This is a genomic window from Burkholderia sp. SJZ089 (genome assembly GCF_007828315.1).
GTDB lineage: Bacteria > Pseudomonadota > Gammaproteobacteria > Burkholderiales > Burkholderiaceae > Burkholderia > Burkholderia gladioli.
In genome coordinates this window covers 14,658-29,773 of the sequence record NZ_VIUM01000021.1, presented here as the reverse complement: position 1 = coordinate 29,773, position 15,116 = coordinate 14,658, and the positions used below count along the sequence as shown (strand labels likewise).

At 60.9% G+C, this 15,116-nt stretch carries 10 protein-coding genes; 4 read left to right on the top strand and 6 right to left on the bottom strand.

Going from position 1 to position 15,116, the window contains the following annotated elements:
• Positions 1 to 28 precede the first annotated feature (28 nt).
• The 3 genes from FB600_RS30515 to FB600_RS30505 form a co-directional block, all read right to left on the bottom strand.
• Positions 29 to 1,630 (bottom strand): bifunctional 3-(3-hydroxy-phenyl)propionate/3-hydroxycinnamic acid hydroxylase, encoded by a 1,602-nt coding sequence (locus FB600_RS30515; protein ID WP_098181101.1) that lies wholly within the window; start codon positions 1,628 to 1,630, stop codon positions 29 to 31.
• 60 nt (positions 1,631 to 1,690) lie between these two features.
• Positions 1,691 to 2,935, bottom strand: coding sequence for an MFS transporter (locus tag FB600_RS30510; protein WP_098181102.1), 1,245 nt, complete (start codon positions 2,933 to 2,935; stop codon positions 1,691 to 1,693).
• 142 nt (positions 2,936 to 3,077) lie between these two features.
• On the bottom strand, positions 3,078 to 3,821 hold the full coding sequence (locus FB600_RS30505; RefSeq protein WP_046578549.1) for a GntR family transcriptional regulator: 744 nt from the start codon (positions 3,819 to 3,821) through the stop codon (positions 3,078 to 3,080).
• Between the two features lie 198 nt (positions 3,822 to 4,019).
• Here FB600_RS30505 and FB600_RS30500 point away from each other — a divergent pair, with 198 nt between their 5' ends.
• The 4 genes from FB600_RS30500 to FB600_RS30485 all read left to right on the top strand — a co-directional run bounded on the left by FB600_RS30500 (position 4,020) and on the right by FB600_RS30485 (position 8,389).
• The gene (locus tag FB600_RS30500) at positions 4,020 to 4,949 is read left to right on the top strand and encodes a VOC family protein (protein ID WP_046578550.1); all 930 of its coding nucleotides are present in this window, start codon (positions 4,020 to 4,022) and stop codon (positions 4,947 to 4,949) included.
• 34 nt (positions 4,950 to 4,983) lie between these two features.
• On the top strand, positions 4,984 to 5,847 hold the full coding sequence (locus tag FB600_RS30495) for a fumarylacetoacetate hydrolase family protein (RefSeq protein ID WP_145757896.1): 864 nt from the start codon (positions 4,984 to 4,986) through the stop codon (positions 5,845 to 5,847).
• A gap of 511 nt (positions 5,848 to 6,358) precedes the next feature.
• Positions 6,359 to 7,252, top strand: a complete 894-nt coding sequence (locus tag FB600_RS30490; RefSeq protein WP_098181103.1) for an acetoacetate decarboxylase family protein — start codon at positions 6,359 to 6,361, stop codon at positions 7,250 to 7,252.
• Positions 7,253 to 7,375: 123 nt separating this feature from the next.
• The gene (locus FB600_RS30485; protein ID WP_046578554.1) at positions 7,376 to 8,389 is read left to right on the top strand and encodes a transporter; all 1,014 of its coding nucleotides are present in this window, start codon (positions 7,376 to 7,378) and stop codon (positions 8,387 to 8,389) included.
• A gap of 689 nt (positions 8,390 to 9,078) precedes the next feature.
• Here FB600_RS30485 and FB600_RS30480 read toward each other — a convergent pair.
• Genes FB600_RS30480 through FB600_RS30470 form a run of 3 tightly spaced genes read right to left on the bottom strand, consistent with a single transcriptional unit; the run spans position 9,079 to position 14,969 of the window.
• On the bottom strand, positions 9,079 to 10,506 hold the full coding sequence (locus FB600_RS30480; RefSeq protein WP_098181104.1) for an efflux transporter outer membrane subunit: 1,428 nt from the start codon (positions 10,504 to 10,506) through the stop codon (positions 9,079 to 9,081).
• A complete protein-coding gene (locus FB600_RS30475; protein WP_145757895.1) occupies positions 10,503 to 13,718 on the bottom strand; it encodes an efflux RND transporter permease subunit in 3,216 nt (1,071 codons plus the stop codon). The genes FB600_RS30480 and FB600_RS30475 overlap by 4 nt, the downstream gene beginning before the upstream one ends.
• Before the next feature lie 12 nt (positions 13,719 to 13,730).
• Positions 13,731 to 14,969 (bottom strand): efflux RND transporter periplasmic adaptor subunit, encoded by a 1,239-nt coding sequence (locus tag FB600_RS30470; protein ID WP_145757894.1) that lies wholly within the window; start codon positions 14,967 to 14,969, stop codon positions 13,731 to 13,733.
• Positions 14,970 to 15,116 lie beyond the last annotated feature (147 nt).

Below are 15,116 nucleotides of genomic sequence, written 5' to 3'. Positions count from 1 at the left end.
GCAGCGTGCCGGGGCACCGCGCCCGGACTCACGCGGCCTCCCCGGTGAACGCCAATACGTCGCGCTTCCACGCTGCCATGAGGTCGCTGATGAGTACCGACGCCTCGCCACTTCCGAACACATAGAAGTCAGGGCGCACGAGCACGGCGGTCGTGCCCAGTTGCTCGAACCAGCGTGCGTAGGTTCCGTCGACGTCGCGGGCTGCGCACAGCCCGCCGATTCCAATCACCTTTGCGCCTATGGCGGCGAGAAAGCGATGCTGCTCGGCGGTGAGCGCGTTCGACGGATCGTGCCCGTGACCTATCAGCACAAAGCCCGAGCCCATCAAGTCGTCGAGACGGGCGGTCCGTTCACCAAGCTGCACGCATCCCTGCACGCTGAGCCAGCCAGCACTCGGGTCATCTTGGCGCACCAGCGGTGAACAGCCGAGGCGCGGCGTCGGCCAAGTCTGTTCGCCGCGGCCGGCGTCATTGCGCAGTTGCTCATCGCGTTCTTCCGCCTTGACCGGGTCTAGTACGCAGATGATTTCGCCAAGCATCACTGCGAATTCGACTAATACGGTGGCATGAGCCTGCCGTTCCGGCCCGTAGCTGTCGAGAAGCGTCTCCGCGGCGGCGCCACGCAACACGGCATCAAGCCGCCAAGCGAGTGCAATCACGTCGCGTAGGCCGGCGCACAACCCCTGCGCGGCGAAAGGTGGCGTGAGGTGCGCGGCATCCCCGGCAATCATCAGCCGTTCGCGCCTCCAGAGGTCGGCCACGGCTGCGCGGAACGTATAGACGGCGTGGCGTTCCAGGATTGCGTTGGCGGGCGTCCAGCCCCACCGTTCCAGCCTGGCCCAAGCAGCTTGAGGGTTGTTCTGCTCGCTCTTGTTCTCGCCTTCGAGCATCATGAATTCAAAGCGGCGGCGTCCAGGGCCGCCTGGCACCATCGTCGTGGGGCCTCGCGGATCGCACACTTGGATCACGTCTGCGCTCCATTGCGAAGGGTCGCTGGGCTGCACGTCGACGACGAGCCAATCGGCAACGAAGCCGAGCTCTGCGAGCGAGGCGCCCATTGCGTCCCGCACGAAGCTGCCAGCGCCATCGCATCCCACCACGTAGCGCGCGGTGATACGGCGGGATTCGACGTCAATATCTCCCGTAGGCCGGGTTTCGAGCACCACCTTGTCGGGATACTCAATGGCGGCCACCACGGTGACGTTGCGATACACCACGACGCGGTCTGCGTAGATGCGGCCGACGCGTTCGTCAAGCAAACGCTCGAGCGCGGGCTGGCTGAACCCGCATTGCCTCGGCCAACCGGACACTGCTGTTTCGTCGAGGCCAGGAAATGCGGCCAGCAGTTCGCCTTTGCCGTTGCGCCATTCGTAGACGTGGCTCAGGCACGTATGAGCTTCGAATTCGTCAATGATGCCAAGTGACTGCAGGATGCGCATCGCCTCGTGATCGAGCCCGACCGCGCGCGGGAGACCATATAGCTGCGGCCAGCGTTCGAGAACGACGACACGGTGCCCAGCCTGCGCGAGCTTCAAGGCCAGCGCCTGGCCAACCGGGCCGTAGCCGACGATCGCTACGTCGGCGAGGTTTTCCGATGCGCCGTCGTCATGGTGCTGGGATACGGATGTCACTTTAAGTCTCCAATGGAAGGTCGTAAACGCGGTGTGGCGACGCCTTGCGTTATTGCTGCTTTAGGGCAGCGTGTTGGCCGGATGCTTCTCAATGTGTGTGGACGGGCGGGGCTCTCGCACGCCGAACGCCACGATGGCGGCGCCAGCGGAAATCGAAACCAACGCGATAATCGGAATCACAGTAATACCCATGAGGTGGGCCAGTACGCCTGCGGCGGCAGGTGCAAGAGCCCCACCGACAATTTCGCCGATACCCACCACGACGCCAGTGGCTGAAGCTGCGAGGCGAGCGGGAACTGCGGCGCTGGTTAGCGGCCCTACCGTAATAGCGATGGCGCCCGAATTCATGAATGTAATGATGAACAAGGCCACGAACAGCTTGATCGGCTCAGCGCCAGTCGCGCGCAGTACCCAAAGCGCCATGAGTTCCGCGAGCAGGGCAAGGAGCAGGATCGGCTTGCGCCCGACCCGGTCAGACAGCGCTGGAATGACTACCATGCCGACCAGACTGCCAACGCCTTGGCCAGTCAGTACCATACCCATCTGGTTCAGATTCAACCGGAGGTGGTCGGCGAGGTAACTGGGCATAAACGCGGAGAGCGTAATCACGCTGGTCAGATAGCAGATCATGGCCGCCGTGTTTACGCGTACGGCGCCGTGAATGGCGACGGCGCGCCACTCGCGCGCCTCGTTGCGAGGTACGCTGGCGATCCGGCCCGGTTCGCGCAACACCTTCGCCATCAATGCTGCTAGCAAGAGGCCTGGCACCGCGACCGCGGCGAACACGTAATGCCAACTTGGCAGCACCTTGAGCAGCCCGATTGCCACGATGGGGCCGAAGCCAAGCCCGACGAGCGGTTGCGCCATCTGTTGGAGGCCGACGTTGAGCCCGACGCGCGATGGCTTCGAAGCGCTCACGGTCGCCACAATGCTGGCAGGCACATAAGCGCCTTCGGCAAGACCCATGACCGAACGGATCACAAGCAGACCGCCGAGGCCCGTTGCAAACCCGGTAGTCGCTGCGAGCAGCGAGAAGATCGCCATCGCAGAGATCAACACCCGGCGAGGGCCCATGCGGTCCGCAAGGTGTCCGCTGACGATCGACGCCACGCCCCACGTCAGCGCCAGCGCGGCCGAAATCAGGCCGAGGTCTTGGTAGCCAAGCCCGAGTTCTTTCTGCATCACCGGGAACAGCGGATTAATGATGAAGCGATCGAGCCCGACCATGCCAAGGCCCAGGGCCAACAGGCTGACGGCCTTGAATTCATACGCACGGTCGTGGACCAGCGGGATGCGAGGTTGCATTGCGTTGTCTCCTTTGTTCGTGAGCGGTTTGCGACGGCAAATTCCACCCCTGCCGCGTCGTGCGCAGCATCTGCATCAATATCTGGAACGGGTCAGACGGGCCCCGCGGCGTCAGCGGGGCCCGCTTATGGGTTGAACCGTGTTATGTGTCGCCGCGACCGATACGCGGCTTACGACCGGGGCCACGTCCGCCTATGCGGGACGTTGCGTCGTCGTTAAACACGGCCTTCAGGACGATGCCGGTGGTCTCCCAGAAGTGCCTGGCGAGAAGTTGAACCGCGCGATCAGCGTCGCGCGCCATCGCGGCTTCCATCAACTCGCGATGCTCCGTCGCGGCGTCGCGGTTCTTATCGGTCGTGTATTGCTCGGCCAGATTGCGATAGCGCTCCGACTGGTCGTATAGCAGCCTGCACAAGCGCAGCATCCACGACGATGCGCATCCAGCGATGAGCGACTCGTGGAACTGCCGATGAACCGCCGCCCACGCCTCATGCAGTTCGGGCGAACTGGGTACAGGCGTGCGTTGCAACCGGTGAAAGGCCGACAGTACGTTGGACTCCCAGTCAATGCCGCCGTGCTTGAGTGCCAGCCGCAATGCACTGCTTTCCACTTCGACCCGCGTTTGCGTGAGATCCGTCAGGTCGTCGCGCGAGACCGGTGCGACGCAGAAGCCGCGTTGGTCCTCCGAATCCACGAGGCCGTCGGTCACGAGGCGAGACAGCGCCTCGCGAATGGCGGTAGTACCGATGCCATACCGCTCGCTAAGTGCCTGGATGCGCAACCGTTCCGCAGGGCGGAGCTGGCCAGCAAGGATATCGCCGCGTAGGCGCTCCACCGCGAGCGATGTCAGGCTTTTTGCGCCTAGAGAGGTAAGGGTCATGTCCATGAAAACAAACGTTCGTACATGTGGGAGCTTGCCGCGATTCTCGCCCCTTTCATCCATGTTAGTCAAGATTATGGAATTCCCTATGTTTTATATATTTTTTTGCGTTTAATCTTTGATTGTTGGGTTTGTGGATTCATCAGGCAACAATACCGTCGCCTGCCTGCGACGACTCGCGCAACACAAGGAGACGCTTTCGTGATGACAGTGCAAGACATCGCCTTCGTGCGGTATCAGGTCACCGACCTCGACAGCATGGAACACTTTCTGCTCGACTTCGGCTTACACCGCGCTGCCCGCAGCGAGCAAGCGTTGTACATGCGCGCCGCAGACACATCGCACCACGTGCATGTAAGTGAACTCGGTCCCGAAAACGCCACCGTGGGTTTTGGCCTGCATGCGGGCGACGCAGCGGATCTTGAGCGGCTCGCTGCGCATCTGGGTGTTCAGGTGGAAAACAGCCCGGAGCCGGGCGGTGGGCGGCACGTGCGCTTTCGCGACCCAGACGGCTTCCAGGTGGATGTCGTGCATGGCGCCGCGCGGCACGCGCAGTTGCCGCTGCGCGAACCGGTCGCCATGAACTGCGGCAGCGCACGCCAGCGTCGGGGCAAGACCGTGCGCCTGCAGCCGCGGCCTAGTGGCGTGCTACGGTTGGGCCACATCGCACTCCAGGTGCGAGACTTCCCCGCCATGCTGGCGTTTTATCGTGACGTATTGGGTTTTCGCGTATCGGACACATACTGGGCCGGCAGCGAGCAGAACACCATCGCCGCCTTCCTGCACTGCGGGCTGGGCGACCAATGGACCGATCACCACACAGTTGCCCTGATCTCGGCGCAGGACGGCCGCCCGCGCTTCGATCACGCTGCGTTCGAAGTGTTGGATCTCGACGACGTCATGCTTGGAGGCGCCCATCTGCAGTCCTGCGGCTACGAACACTCCTGGGGCGTGGGCCGTCACGTGCAAGGCAGCCAGATATTCGACTACTGGCGCGACCCGTTCGGCAACAAGATCGAGCACTGGACCGACGGCGATCTGGTCAACGACAGTACGCCGGTCGGACACGCGCCCATGTCGCCGGACGAACTCCGTCAATGGGCGCCACCGCTGACACCCGAATTCTTTGCCTGACACTGTTCCCATTTTTTGCGCAGGAGCGCTCTGTATGAAACTTGCTCGCTACACCCATGACGGCGTGACCACCATCGGCGCCGTGGATGGAGATCGCGTCGTTGCCTTGAAGGCGCTCGATCCTTCCGCTCCCGATTCGATCCGCGAAGTTATGGCCTCCGGCCCCGCCTTGCTGAGCCGTCTCGAACAGATGCTTCGCGATGTGAAAGGGGGCGTGTCGCTCAGGCTCGTGAAGCTCGAAGCGCCCATTCCCGATGCGCAAAAGTATCTCGCCATTGGCATGAACTATCAGGACCACGCTGACGAAGCGGCGCGTGCCGGCATTACCGTGCCGCCCCATCAACTGTGGTTCAACAAGCAGGTGAGTTGCATCACGGGGCCGTTCGATCCGATCCTGAAGCCGCACGTGTCGGACAAGATGGACTATGAAGCCGAAATGGGCGTGGTAATCGGCAAGCGCTGCCGCTACGTCAGCGTCGAGGACGCGCCGTCGGTTGTAGGCGGCTACTTCGTCGCGAACGACGTCACCGCGCGCGACTGGCAATTCAAGAGCCCGACGTTCACTCTCGGGAAGTCGTTTGATACGCACGGACCTATCGGCCCGTGGATTACCACGGCCAACGACATAGTCGACCCGCACGCACTGCAAATGAAGCTCTGGGTCAATGGCGAGCTGCGCCAAAGCGCGAGTACGGGCGGGATGATCTACAACATCTGGGATCAGATCCACGAGCTTTCCCAGGTCATGACGCTCGAACCTGGCGACCTGATCGCGACCGGCACCTGTGCGAACGTCGGCATCGCGCTCGGCAAATTTCTCCAACCGGGCGATGTGGTGAAGGTCGAGATCGAAGGCCTCGGCCATATCGAGAATACCGTCGCGGCCGAACCTGCATAAGTGCGATGTCGCGCACGGCACGAATCAAACAGGAGGTCCAGCAGCATGACTTATGCATTAAACCCGCTCGCATGCGGGAAGGATGCGTTTGCTTCGTCCGGCGCGATTTTCGAACGGGGCAGTCCGCTTTTGCGGCACAGTGGTCCCGCTTGCCGCAGCAACTATCGCGAGCGACGCCCATGCAGCAGTCGACGCGCTACTGCTGCGTTTCTCATGGGGTCGGCGCTTGGCCTGGGTACATGGCGGGCTCGCCTCGACACGGCGGGAGATACGCTGGAAGCGGAAGTACAACAGTTCCCGGAGGCTATGCGCGCGGGAATCGGCGTTACGGCCGACTGGTGGATTCAACGTGCAGGTCGTCGCGGCCACGTCGCACGAAGCCGCGTCACCCACTACCCAGGTAAGCGGCGGCCGCGCGGGCGTATCTGAATTCATCGAACTACTCTGGCTCACGAACATGCCGAGCCACATCCCTTTCTGAACCTTTCAACCCAACCAGGAACATTCGATCATGACCGTCGAATTCAAACCGGGTGTGCGCTATCGCATGCCTGCCGTGTTCGGACCCGCTCCAGGGCCGCGTCAAAAGGCCGATGGCACGCTGTGGACGCCAGAGGAAGCCGGCACCATGAGCGCCACTTGGATGACCGTCAAATATCGCACTCACCGCGAACAATTGGAGCGCATCTTGCCGCCCGGCTTTCAACTGCGAGGCGAGCCCGAAGTACACGCATCGCTCGCATTCTTCAGTGAATTGTACTGGTTGGCTGGCCGCGGGTACGGGATCGCCATGATCGAGATTCCCACAACCTATCGCGGCAGGACGGAAACCATCGACGGCGCGTTCTGCCCCGTGCTCTGGGAAGGCGTTCCCGACGCGATCATGACGGGGCGCGAGGAACTTGGGTTCCCGAAACTATTCGCGGACATTCCGGCGCTCGACATCGATCACGCGCGCGGCACGGCCGGCGGATCAGCCTCGTGGTTCGACTTCAAGTTTTTCGAGATTGCGCTTCACGGGCTGGTTGAGGTGCACGAAGAACCGAGGCTGCCGGGACCGGGCGGTGCGGCGCTCTTTTACAAGTACATGCCGCGCACGGGAAGCTTCGGCAGCGGCGGCTGCGATGTGACCTACGTGACCACCTCACAGCCCCAGCCAGGCGTGGCGGGCGACACGGCGCCGATCAAGTTTGGTGGTGCGAACTTCAGGAAGTGGAAAGCCGCCGGCGGCTCGGTGAACTGGCATCGCGCGACGTTCGAGCAGTTGCCCACCACGTTCCACGTCGTCAACGGTGTGGCGGACCTCGACATCCTCGAATATTTGGGCGCCGAAATGGTGCAGTTCTCCGCGCCGGGCCAGGCGGTGTCGGCCAACGTCATTCGCCCGGTGGAACCTGCGCTGTAAATCAAGGCCGTTCAATGCTGCGGCGGGCGTAAAGCAGCGACCCGCTGCGGCATATCACAACGCAGCCTCCCAGTTTTTCATTAAAACAACAACCGGTATATTCCGGCATATTTGGAGACAATCATGATAATTAGCATTGCAAAACTTATTGTTAGGCCACAATGGTGGCTATTGTTGGCGGCATGTATCTTGATCGCCGCTCCGGCATTCGCGCAGACTGCGGTAGGACGTGCGCCCACGGTTTCGGAGCCGCAGGGCATCAATCTTGGCTCCACCAGCTTCTTCGACGGATTTTCAGGGCCGCTCGGCTGGTCTTACCTCGGCCAAGTGCGCTACTCGACGGCGGATTCCATCAAGAATGGAGACGGCAGCACGAACAGCGCGTTTCGTCATCCCCGTGTCAATTCATTCACATGGGTTAATCACCTGGCTTACGCGTCGCCGTGGCGTCTGGCAGGCGGCAACTTGGGCTTCAACGTGATTGTGCCGCTGACGTGGCTGCATGGCAGCTTCGATCAGCCCGGGGCAAGTTTGTCGGGCGGCGGAACAGCTCTTGGCGATGTGACGTTCGGCCCGCAACTTCAGTACGCGCCCATTCTGAGCTCGTCTGGGCGGCCTCTTTTCGTACAGCGTTTCGAATTCGACGTGATTGCGCCGACGGGGCAGTACAAGCACAACGCAGACCTCAACCAGAGCTCCGGATATTTCTCCCTGAATCCGTACTGGGCGGCCTCCCTATTTCCACTTCCCAAGGTCGAGATCAGTTGGCGGCTGTACTACCTGTACAACTTCAAGAACCATGATCCGGCGGCGAGCTATCCGCTCGCGTTCGACAGCCAAACCGTCGGCAACACACAAGCTGGCCAGGCCGCCTGGATAAATTTCACGACGTCCTATGCTCTTACGCCATCGTTGCATGTGGGCATAAACGGCTACTTCTTCCGCCAGCTTGCGGACGACCGAATCAATGGCACGTCCGTGGTCGGGCGCGAACAGGTGTTGGGCATCGGCCCCGGCGTCTTCTGGCAGATGAAGGGCAACCGTGTTCTGTGGCTCAACGCCTATACTGAAACGGCCGTTCGTAATCGTACGCGCAACAGCCTCGTCATCCAGGCGCAGATTGGCACGCCCTTCTGAGCGGTCATATTTCCACGATGGGAGTTCCGGGCATCTGCCGGAGCGCTTGCGCCAAATGTGGTAACACAAGTGGCAGAGATTGTGCCGGCCGAACCGAACGATGTCTGTAGCATGGAGTTCGTCGCCGACACGCGGCCGACGGACTGCCGCTGATAGTGTCGATCATGTTGCCGGCCATGCCTGTCGGGCGGGAGAAGCTCGAGATGACAGAGACCAGAAGTAACGCGCGACTGGCTACACGACTCGGACTACACGGCGGGTGATAACTCATGCGCCCGAGTGGCTATTCACTCAGTTGCCGGATCTTCCGGTATAAACCAGTCTAGGAATTTCGCTGCATCCCGATATAAATTGCCTCACGGTTTGAGGGGGCTCGGCTTTGCTCGTTGTTCAAATGTACGAACTTGCTTAGCAGAGCCATCAGATTGAGGGCGTCCTCTTCATTGATTCCTTCGAAGAGGCCGTTCCTCAGATCGCGCACGAACGGCATCTTTGCTTTCATTATCGCTGGTTCAGGCCACGAGCGTCCCACTTACCCAACTGTCCGAACTTGCGCGGCTACCTCTGATTACCATGGCCAGTCGAAATGTAATCGGACACCCGCGATTACTTCAAGTTTCGTATGAAGTAGTTGGTGTAACCGGCCTCCTACACGGATGGCTTTTGATCTGCGGATAAAAATGCCCTCGCTACCGCAGCGCCATCACACTCGTCTCCGACCATCCGCCACCCAACACTTTGTACAGCGTGATAAGGTTCGACTGCTTAGCAAGCGTGTCCGTTACCAGCTGCTGTTGCGCGGTATAGAACGTGCGCTGCGCGTCGAGCAGCGTCAAGAAGCTATCGGTGCCGCTACGGTAGCGTGCCTGTGCGAGGTCGTAGTACTGCTGCGCAGAGTTCACGTAGTCGCGATCCGCCGCCACCTGCGTGACGTACGTCGTGCGTCCGGCGAGCGCATTCGACACTTCCTTGAACGCCGTCTGGATGGTCTTTTCGTAGTTGGCGATGTCGATGTCCTTCTCGATCTTCGCTACATCGAGCGTGGCGCGGTTGTAGCCAAAGTCGAAGATGGGCACCGAAATGGACGGCTCAAACATCCAGGCTCCAGTACCCGCCTTGAACAGATTCGAGAGACTGCTGCTCGTGGTACCTGCGGAAGCCGTTAGCTCGATCTTCGGAAAGAACGCGGCGCGCGCCGCGCCAATGTTCGCGTTGGCGGCCTTCAACGTATGCTCTGCTTCGACAATGTCGGGCCGCCGCGTGAGCAGATCCGACGGCACGCCTGCGCCGATGTCCGCGAATATGTTGTCGCTTTCCATCAGCGAATGGCCTTGCGGCATATCGTCGGGCAACGGCCCGCCGATTTCGGCCACTAGGTTGTTACGGTCCTGCGCCACTGCACGCGTGTACGAAGCCAGGCTCGATCGCGCGCTGGCAAGTGAGTTCTCGGACTGGCGCACGTCCTGAAGCGACGCACTACCCATCTTCATCATGCTTACCGTGAGATCGTAGGTGTGGCGGTCTGCATCCACGGTATCCAGCGTGATCTGCAACGACGCCTCGTCGGCAAGCAATTGAAGATAATCCGTGGCAACCGTCGCGATCAGGCTGATCTGCGTGCTCGTGCATGCCGCGTCCGTGGCGAGGTATTGCTCCAGCGCCTGATGCTTCAGGCTGCGCAGTCGGCCGAAGAAGTCGATTTCCCACGACGTAAGCCCCACGCTCGCGCTGCTTGAGCTGTATGCGCTCGTGGACCCTTCCGCGCGCTCGCGTGTGACCGAGCCGGATGCGCTGATGGTAGGCGCAAGGTTGGCACGTGCGATGCGGTACTGCGCTTCATACTGTGCTACGTTGAGCACGGCGATACGCATGTCGCGGTTGTTTGCAAGCGCGAGCTCAATCAGCTTTTGCAGGCTTGGGTCTCTAAAGAAATCGCGCCAGCCGATCTCGGCAGCCAGTGGCACCGGAGCCGTATTCGGTTCGACCTTCTGCTGCGCCGGTGCGGGCGCGGTGGACCAGGTTCTGTCGACGGGTGCGGACGGCCGATGATATGTCGGGTCCAGTGTGCAGCCTGCCAGCACGCCGGCGCAAAGAAGGGCGATCAGTGTGCGTTTCATGCGTTGCCCTCGTTGGTGTCAGCGAACTCCGTGGTGTGACCATGTTCCTTGAATAGTCTACGCACCACGACAAAGAAGACTGGCACGAAGAAGATGGCGAGCACCGTGGCTGCGATCATTCCTCCCGCCACGCCCGTGCCGATGGCGTGGCGCGCGCCAGCACCTGCACCCGTGCTGATGACGAGCGGAAGCACGCCGAACACGAACGCGAGCGACGTCATGAGAATGGGCCGAAGCCTCATGTGAGCTGCTTCGAGCACGGCGTACACGAGGCTGTGCCCCTGCGCCTGCAGATCCTTCGCGAATTCGACGATAAGAATAGCGTTCTTCGTGGAAAGCCCGATGGTAGTCAGCAGTCCAACCTTGAAGTAGATATCGTTTGAAAGTCCACGCCCATGAGCGGCAAGCAGCGCTCCCAATACACCGAGTGGCACGACGAGCAACACCGCGATCGGAATCGACCAGCTTTCGTAGAGACCTGCAAGGCACAGGAACACGACGACGAGAGATATCGCATAGAGCGTCGTTGCCTGGGAGCCGGCTTGCTTCTCCTGGTAGGACTGACCTGTCCATTCCAGAGCGAAGCCGGGCGGCATTTTGTGTGCGAGTTGCTCGACAGCATTCATGGCCTCGCCGGTGCTCACGCCAGGTTGCGTGGCGGCCGAAATGCCCATGGCGAGCTGCCGGTTGTAGCGTTCGATCTGCGGCGGTCCGAACGTCCAATGGCTTTTAGAGAACGCCGAAAATGGCACCATCGTGGAGTCGTAGCCCGTCGTGCTTGTGGTGGTGCTCGAAATCGATGAAGACGACGAACTTGATGAGCTGGGCGAGCCCGACGAACTGCTGCTTGCCTTCACATACCAATCCCCAAGGTCGTCAGGCATCATGCGATACGGTGCGTCCGACTGCACATAGACCTTCTGCACGCGCCCCGTGTCGATGTAGTTGTTTACGTAAGACGAACCGAACGCGGTCTGCAGCGTGTCGTTGATGTCGGAGATGGACAGCCCCAACGCGTTGGCTTTTTCTCGATCAATATCCACCTGCAATTGCGGCGTATCTTCAAGACCGGATGGGCGCACCATCGAGAGCGTCGGCTCCTTCAATGCCATGCCGAGAAACTGGTTTCGTACCGCGAGCAGCGCGTCGTGGCCCGCACCGCCGCGGTCTTCTATCTCAAAGTCAAGACCGCTTTGTGTACCTAATTCCTGAATGGCGGGCGGATTCAGCACGAAGATACGCGCTTCTCGATTGCCGGCGAAATGTTGGTTGGCGCGCGCGATGATGGCCTGCGCGCTGTCATGGGCACCCCGTTGGCTCCAGTCCTTGAGACCGACGAACGCAATGGCGTTGTTTTGTCCTTCCCCGTTGAAGCTGAAGCCATTGATAGCGATCACTTGCTTGACGCCCGGCTCGTCTTTCAACACATACTGCTCCACCGCTTCCACCGTCTTCAGCGTGTGCGAGCTCGGCGTTCCCGCAGGCGCGCTAATCGACACGATGAAGTAACCCTGATCTTCGTCAGGCAGGAACGAAGAAGGCAATGTGACGTACAGTAGCGCCACGACACCAGTAATCACGCCGTAGAAGAGCATGTAGCGCGCGGGTCGCGCGACCACGCGCGTGAGCGAGGAGCGGTAGCCAGCATTGCTCTTTGCGAACCACCGGTTGAACCACCCAAAGAATCCACGCTTTTCATGGTGCTCCACGTCAGTGGGCTTGAGCAGGGTGGCACAAAGCGCCGGCGTGAGCGTGAGCGCGAGCATGACCGACAGCAGCATCGCCGAGACGACGGTGATGGAAAACTGCCGGTAGATTGCACCCGTGGAGCCTGAGAAAAACGCCATCGGAATAAAGACGGCAGTGAGCACAGTGGTCACGCCGATCAGCGCGCCGGTAATCTGCCCCATCGCCTTGTGGGTGGCCTCCTTCGGGTTGAGCTTCTCCTCGCTCATAATGCGCTCGACGTTTTCCACCACCACGATGGCGTCGTCGACGAGCAGGCCAATGGCGAGCACCATCGCGAACATGGAGAGCACGTTGATCGAAAAACCGATCATCGACATCACGCCGAACGTGCCGAGCAGCGCAACGGGCACCACGATGGTGGGAATCAGCGTGGCGCGCACGTTCTGCAGGAACAGGTACATCACGAGAAAGACCAGCATCACGGCTTCGAACAGCGTCTTCACCACCTCTTCTATCGAGATACGCACGAACGGCGTGGTGTCGTACGGGTAACTGATCGCTACGTCCTTCGGCAATTGCGGCTGGATTTCGGCGAGCTTCGCGCGAACAGCTTTGGCGGCGTCCAGCGCGTTAGCGCCAGTGGCGAGCTTGATGGCAAGCGCGGATGCCGGCTTGCCGTTCAGACGCGACGAGGTGTCGTAGCTGTCGCCGCCTACCTCCACGCGCGCCACGTCCCTGAGTAGCACGCGCGAACCATCGCTGTTCACGCGCAGCAGGATGCTAGCGAACTGGTCGGCGGTAGTAAGGAGACTTGACGAACGAATGGTCGCGTTGATGGCCTGCGAATCGGTTGCTGGCGAGCCACCAATCTGCCCGGTGGAAAGCTCGACGTTCTGGTTCGTGATAGCTGTGGTCACGTCCGAGGTCGTGAGTCCGAAGCTGTGTAGCTTCACCGGGTTAAGCCAGACGCGCATGGCGTGCTGCGCGCCAAACAGCGTCACGTCGCCAACGCCGTTCAACTGCGCGAGCGGGTCTTCAATCCGGGTCGCGATGATGTTGCCAAGATCCACAGAATTCCAGGTGCCGCCCGGCGACGACAGCGCGACGATCATGAGAAAGTTCGTCGACGCCTTCGCCACCTGCACGCCTTGTTCCTGCACAGTTTCGGGCAAGGTAGGCGTGGCCTGTGTCACTTTATTCTGCACCTGCACCTGTGCGATGTCGGGATTAGTACCGGGATTAAATGTCAGCGTGATGGTGGCCTGCCCGGCGGAACTGCTAGTGGACGACATATACAACACATTGTCGATGCCGCTCAGCTTCTGTTCGATCACCTGAGTCACGGTTGCTGCGACGGTGTCGGCGGAGGCGCCGGGATAGGTGGCCGTCACCTGCACTGAGGGGGGCGCGATGGTGGGGTATTGCGCAACGGGAAGACTCGTGACCGCCGCCGCACCCACCAGCATGATGACGATGGCCATGACCCACGCGAGAATGGGGCGCTTGATGAAGAACTCTGCCATGCCATTCTCCGCCTAGCGTCGCGCCAACACGGTCGAGGCCGTGTCTGTCGCGGGTGCCGTGTTCGCCTGCGTCTGCGGCGTTTCGGTCACCACATTGACCGGCGCGCCCGCTTTCACGCTCTGCAGGCCGCTCACGATCACGCGGTCGCCAGTGTGCAGACCCGACGTTACGATCCATTGGTCGTGAAATGCGTTGTCAGCCACCACCTGCACCTGCTGGGCCTTGCCAGCCGCATCCACCACATAGACACTCGCTTTGCCGTCCGATGCACGGGTTACGGCCATCTGTGGCACAAGTATCTCGTTATCGTTCTCGCCTTCTTGCAGACGGGCGCGCACGAACATGCCGGGCAGCAATTCGCGTTCGGGGTTCGGGAATGTGCTGCGCAGTGTAACCGAACTCGTAGTTGCATCCACGGTCACGCCTGAAAACTGCAGGGTGCCGAGGTGAGTATATTCAGTGCCGTCTTCCATCACGAGCGTAACGGCTGCGCTGTCGCTTCCTGTCTTCTTCAAGCGACCGGAAGCGAAGGCCTTACGCAGCTTCAGCCACTCAGTGCTGGAGCGCGTGACGTCGAGGTACATCTGGTCGTACGCCTGAATGGTGGCGAGCGCAGTGGTCTGATCGGAGGTGACGAGCGCCCCCTCGGTTACGCTGGATGCACCAATGCGCCCGGAAATGGGTGCCCGCACACGTGTGTAGTCGAGGTTCACGCGTGCAGATTCGAGCGACGCCTTGTCGGCCGTGACGTCGGCGGCGTCTTCTCGGACGGCGGCGACGGCATCGTCGTAATCCTGCTTACTCACAGCGTTAATCTTCACGAGTTCCGTGTAACGGTCCGCTTTCGTCTTCGCCGAGGCGAGCGTGGCGCGGGCTTTTTCGAGCGTGCCGCGCGCCTGATCATAAGCAGCCTGGTAGGTGGCTGGATCGATCTGGTAGAGCACTTGGCCCGCCTTCACGTCGCTGCCCTCCACGAACAGGCGCTTAAGGATGATGCCACCCACCTGCGGTCGAACGTCGGATACCTTATGCGAAGAAAGGCGGCCGGAAAGCTCGACGGTTTTGACGATGCGATGTGGCGTAAGCACGACCACGCCCACCTGAGCGGCTTGAGCGGCTAAGTCACCGGGCGACGCTCCTGTTTGCCTGTTGCAGCCGGCAGTGCCGAGTATCGCGAGTACAGCAAACAGCCGGCACGACGTGCACGTCGTGCGACGGCGCATGTGGTTTGGGAGGATTGGCATCTTCATCTTTGACCTGTTTGGGTATCGCGGCATCGAGCGATGCGAGAACGGGACGGCACCGGGCTCGTCCGCAGCAACTCAGTGGAACCGGTGATGGGCAAGGCGTAACGCTACCGATGGCGCATTTTCTTGTGCTTACCAAAACTAGCTATC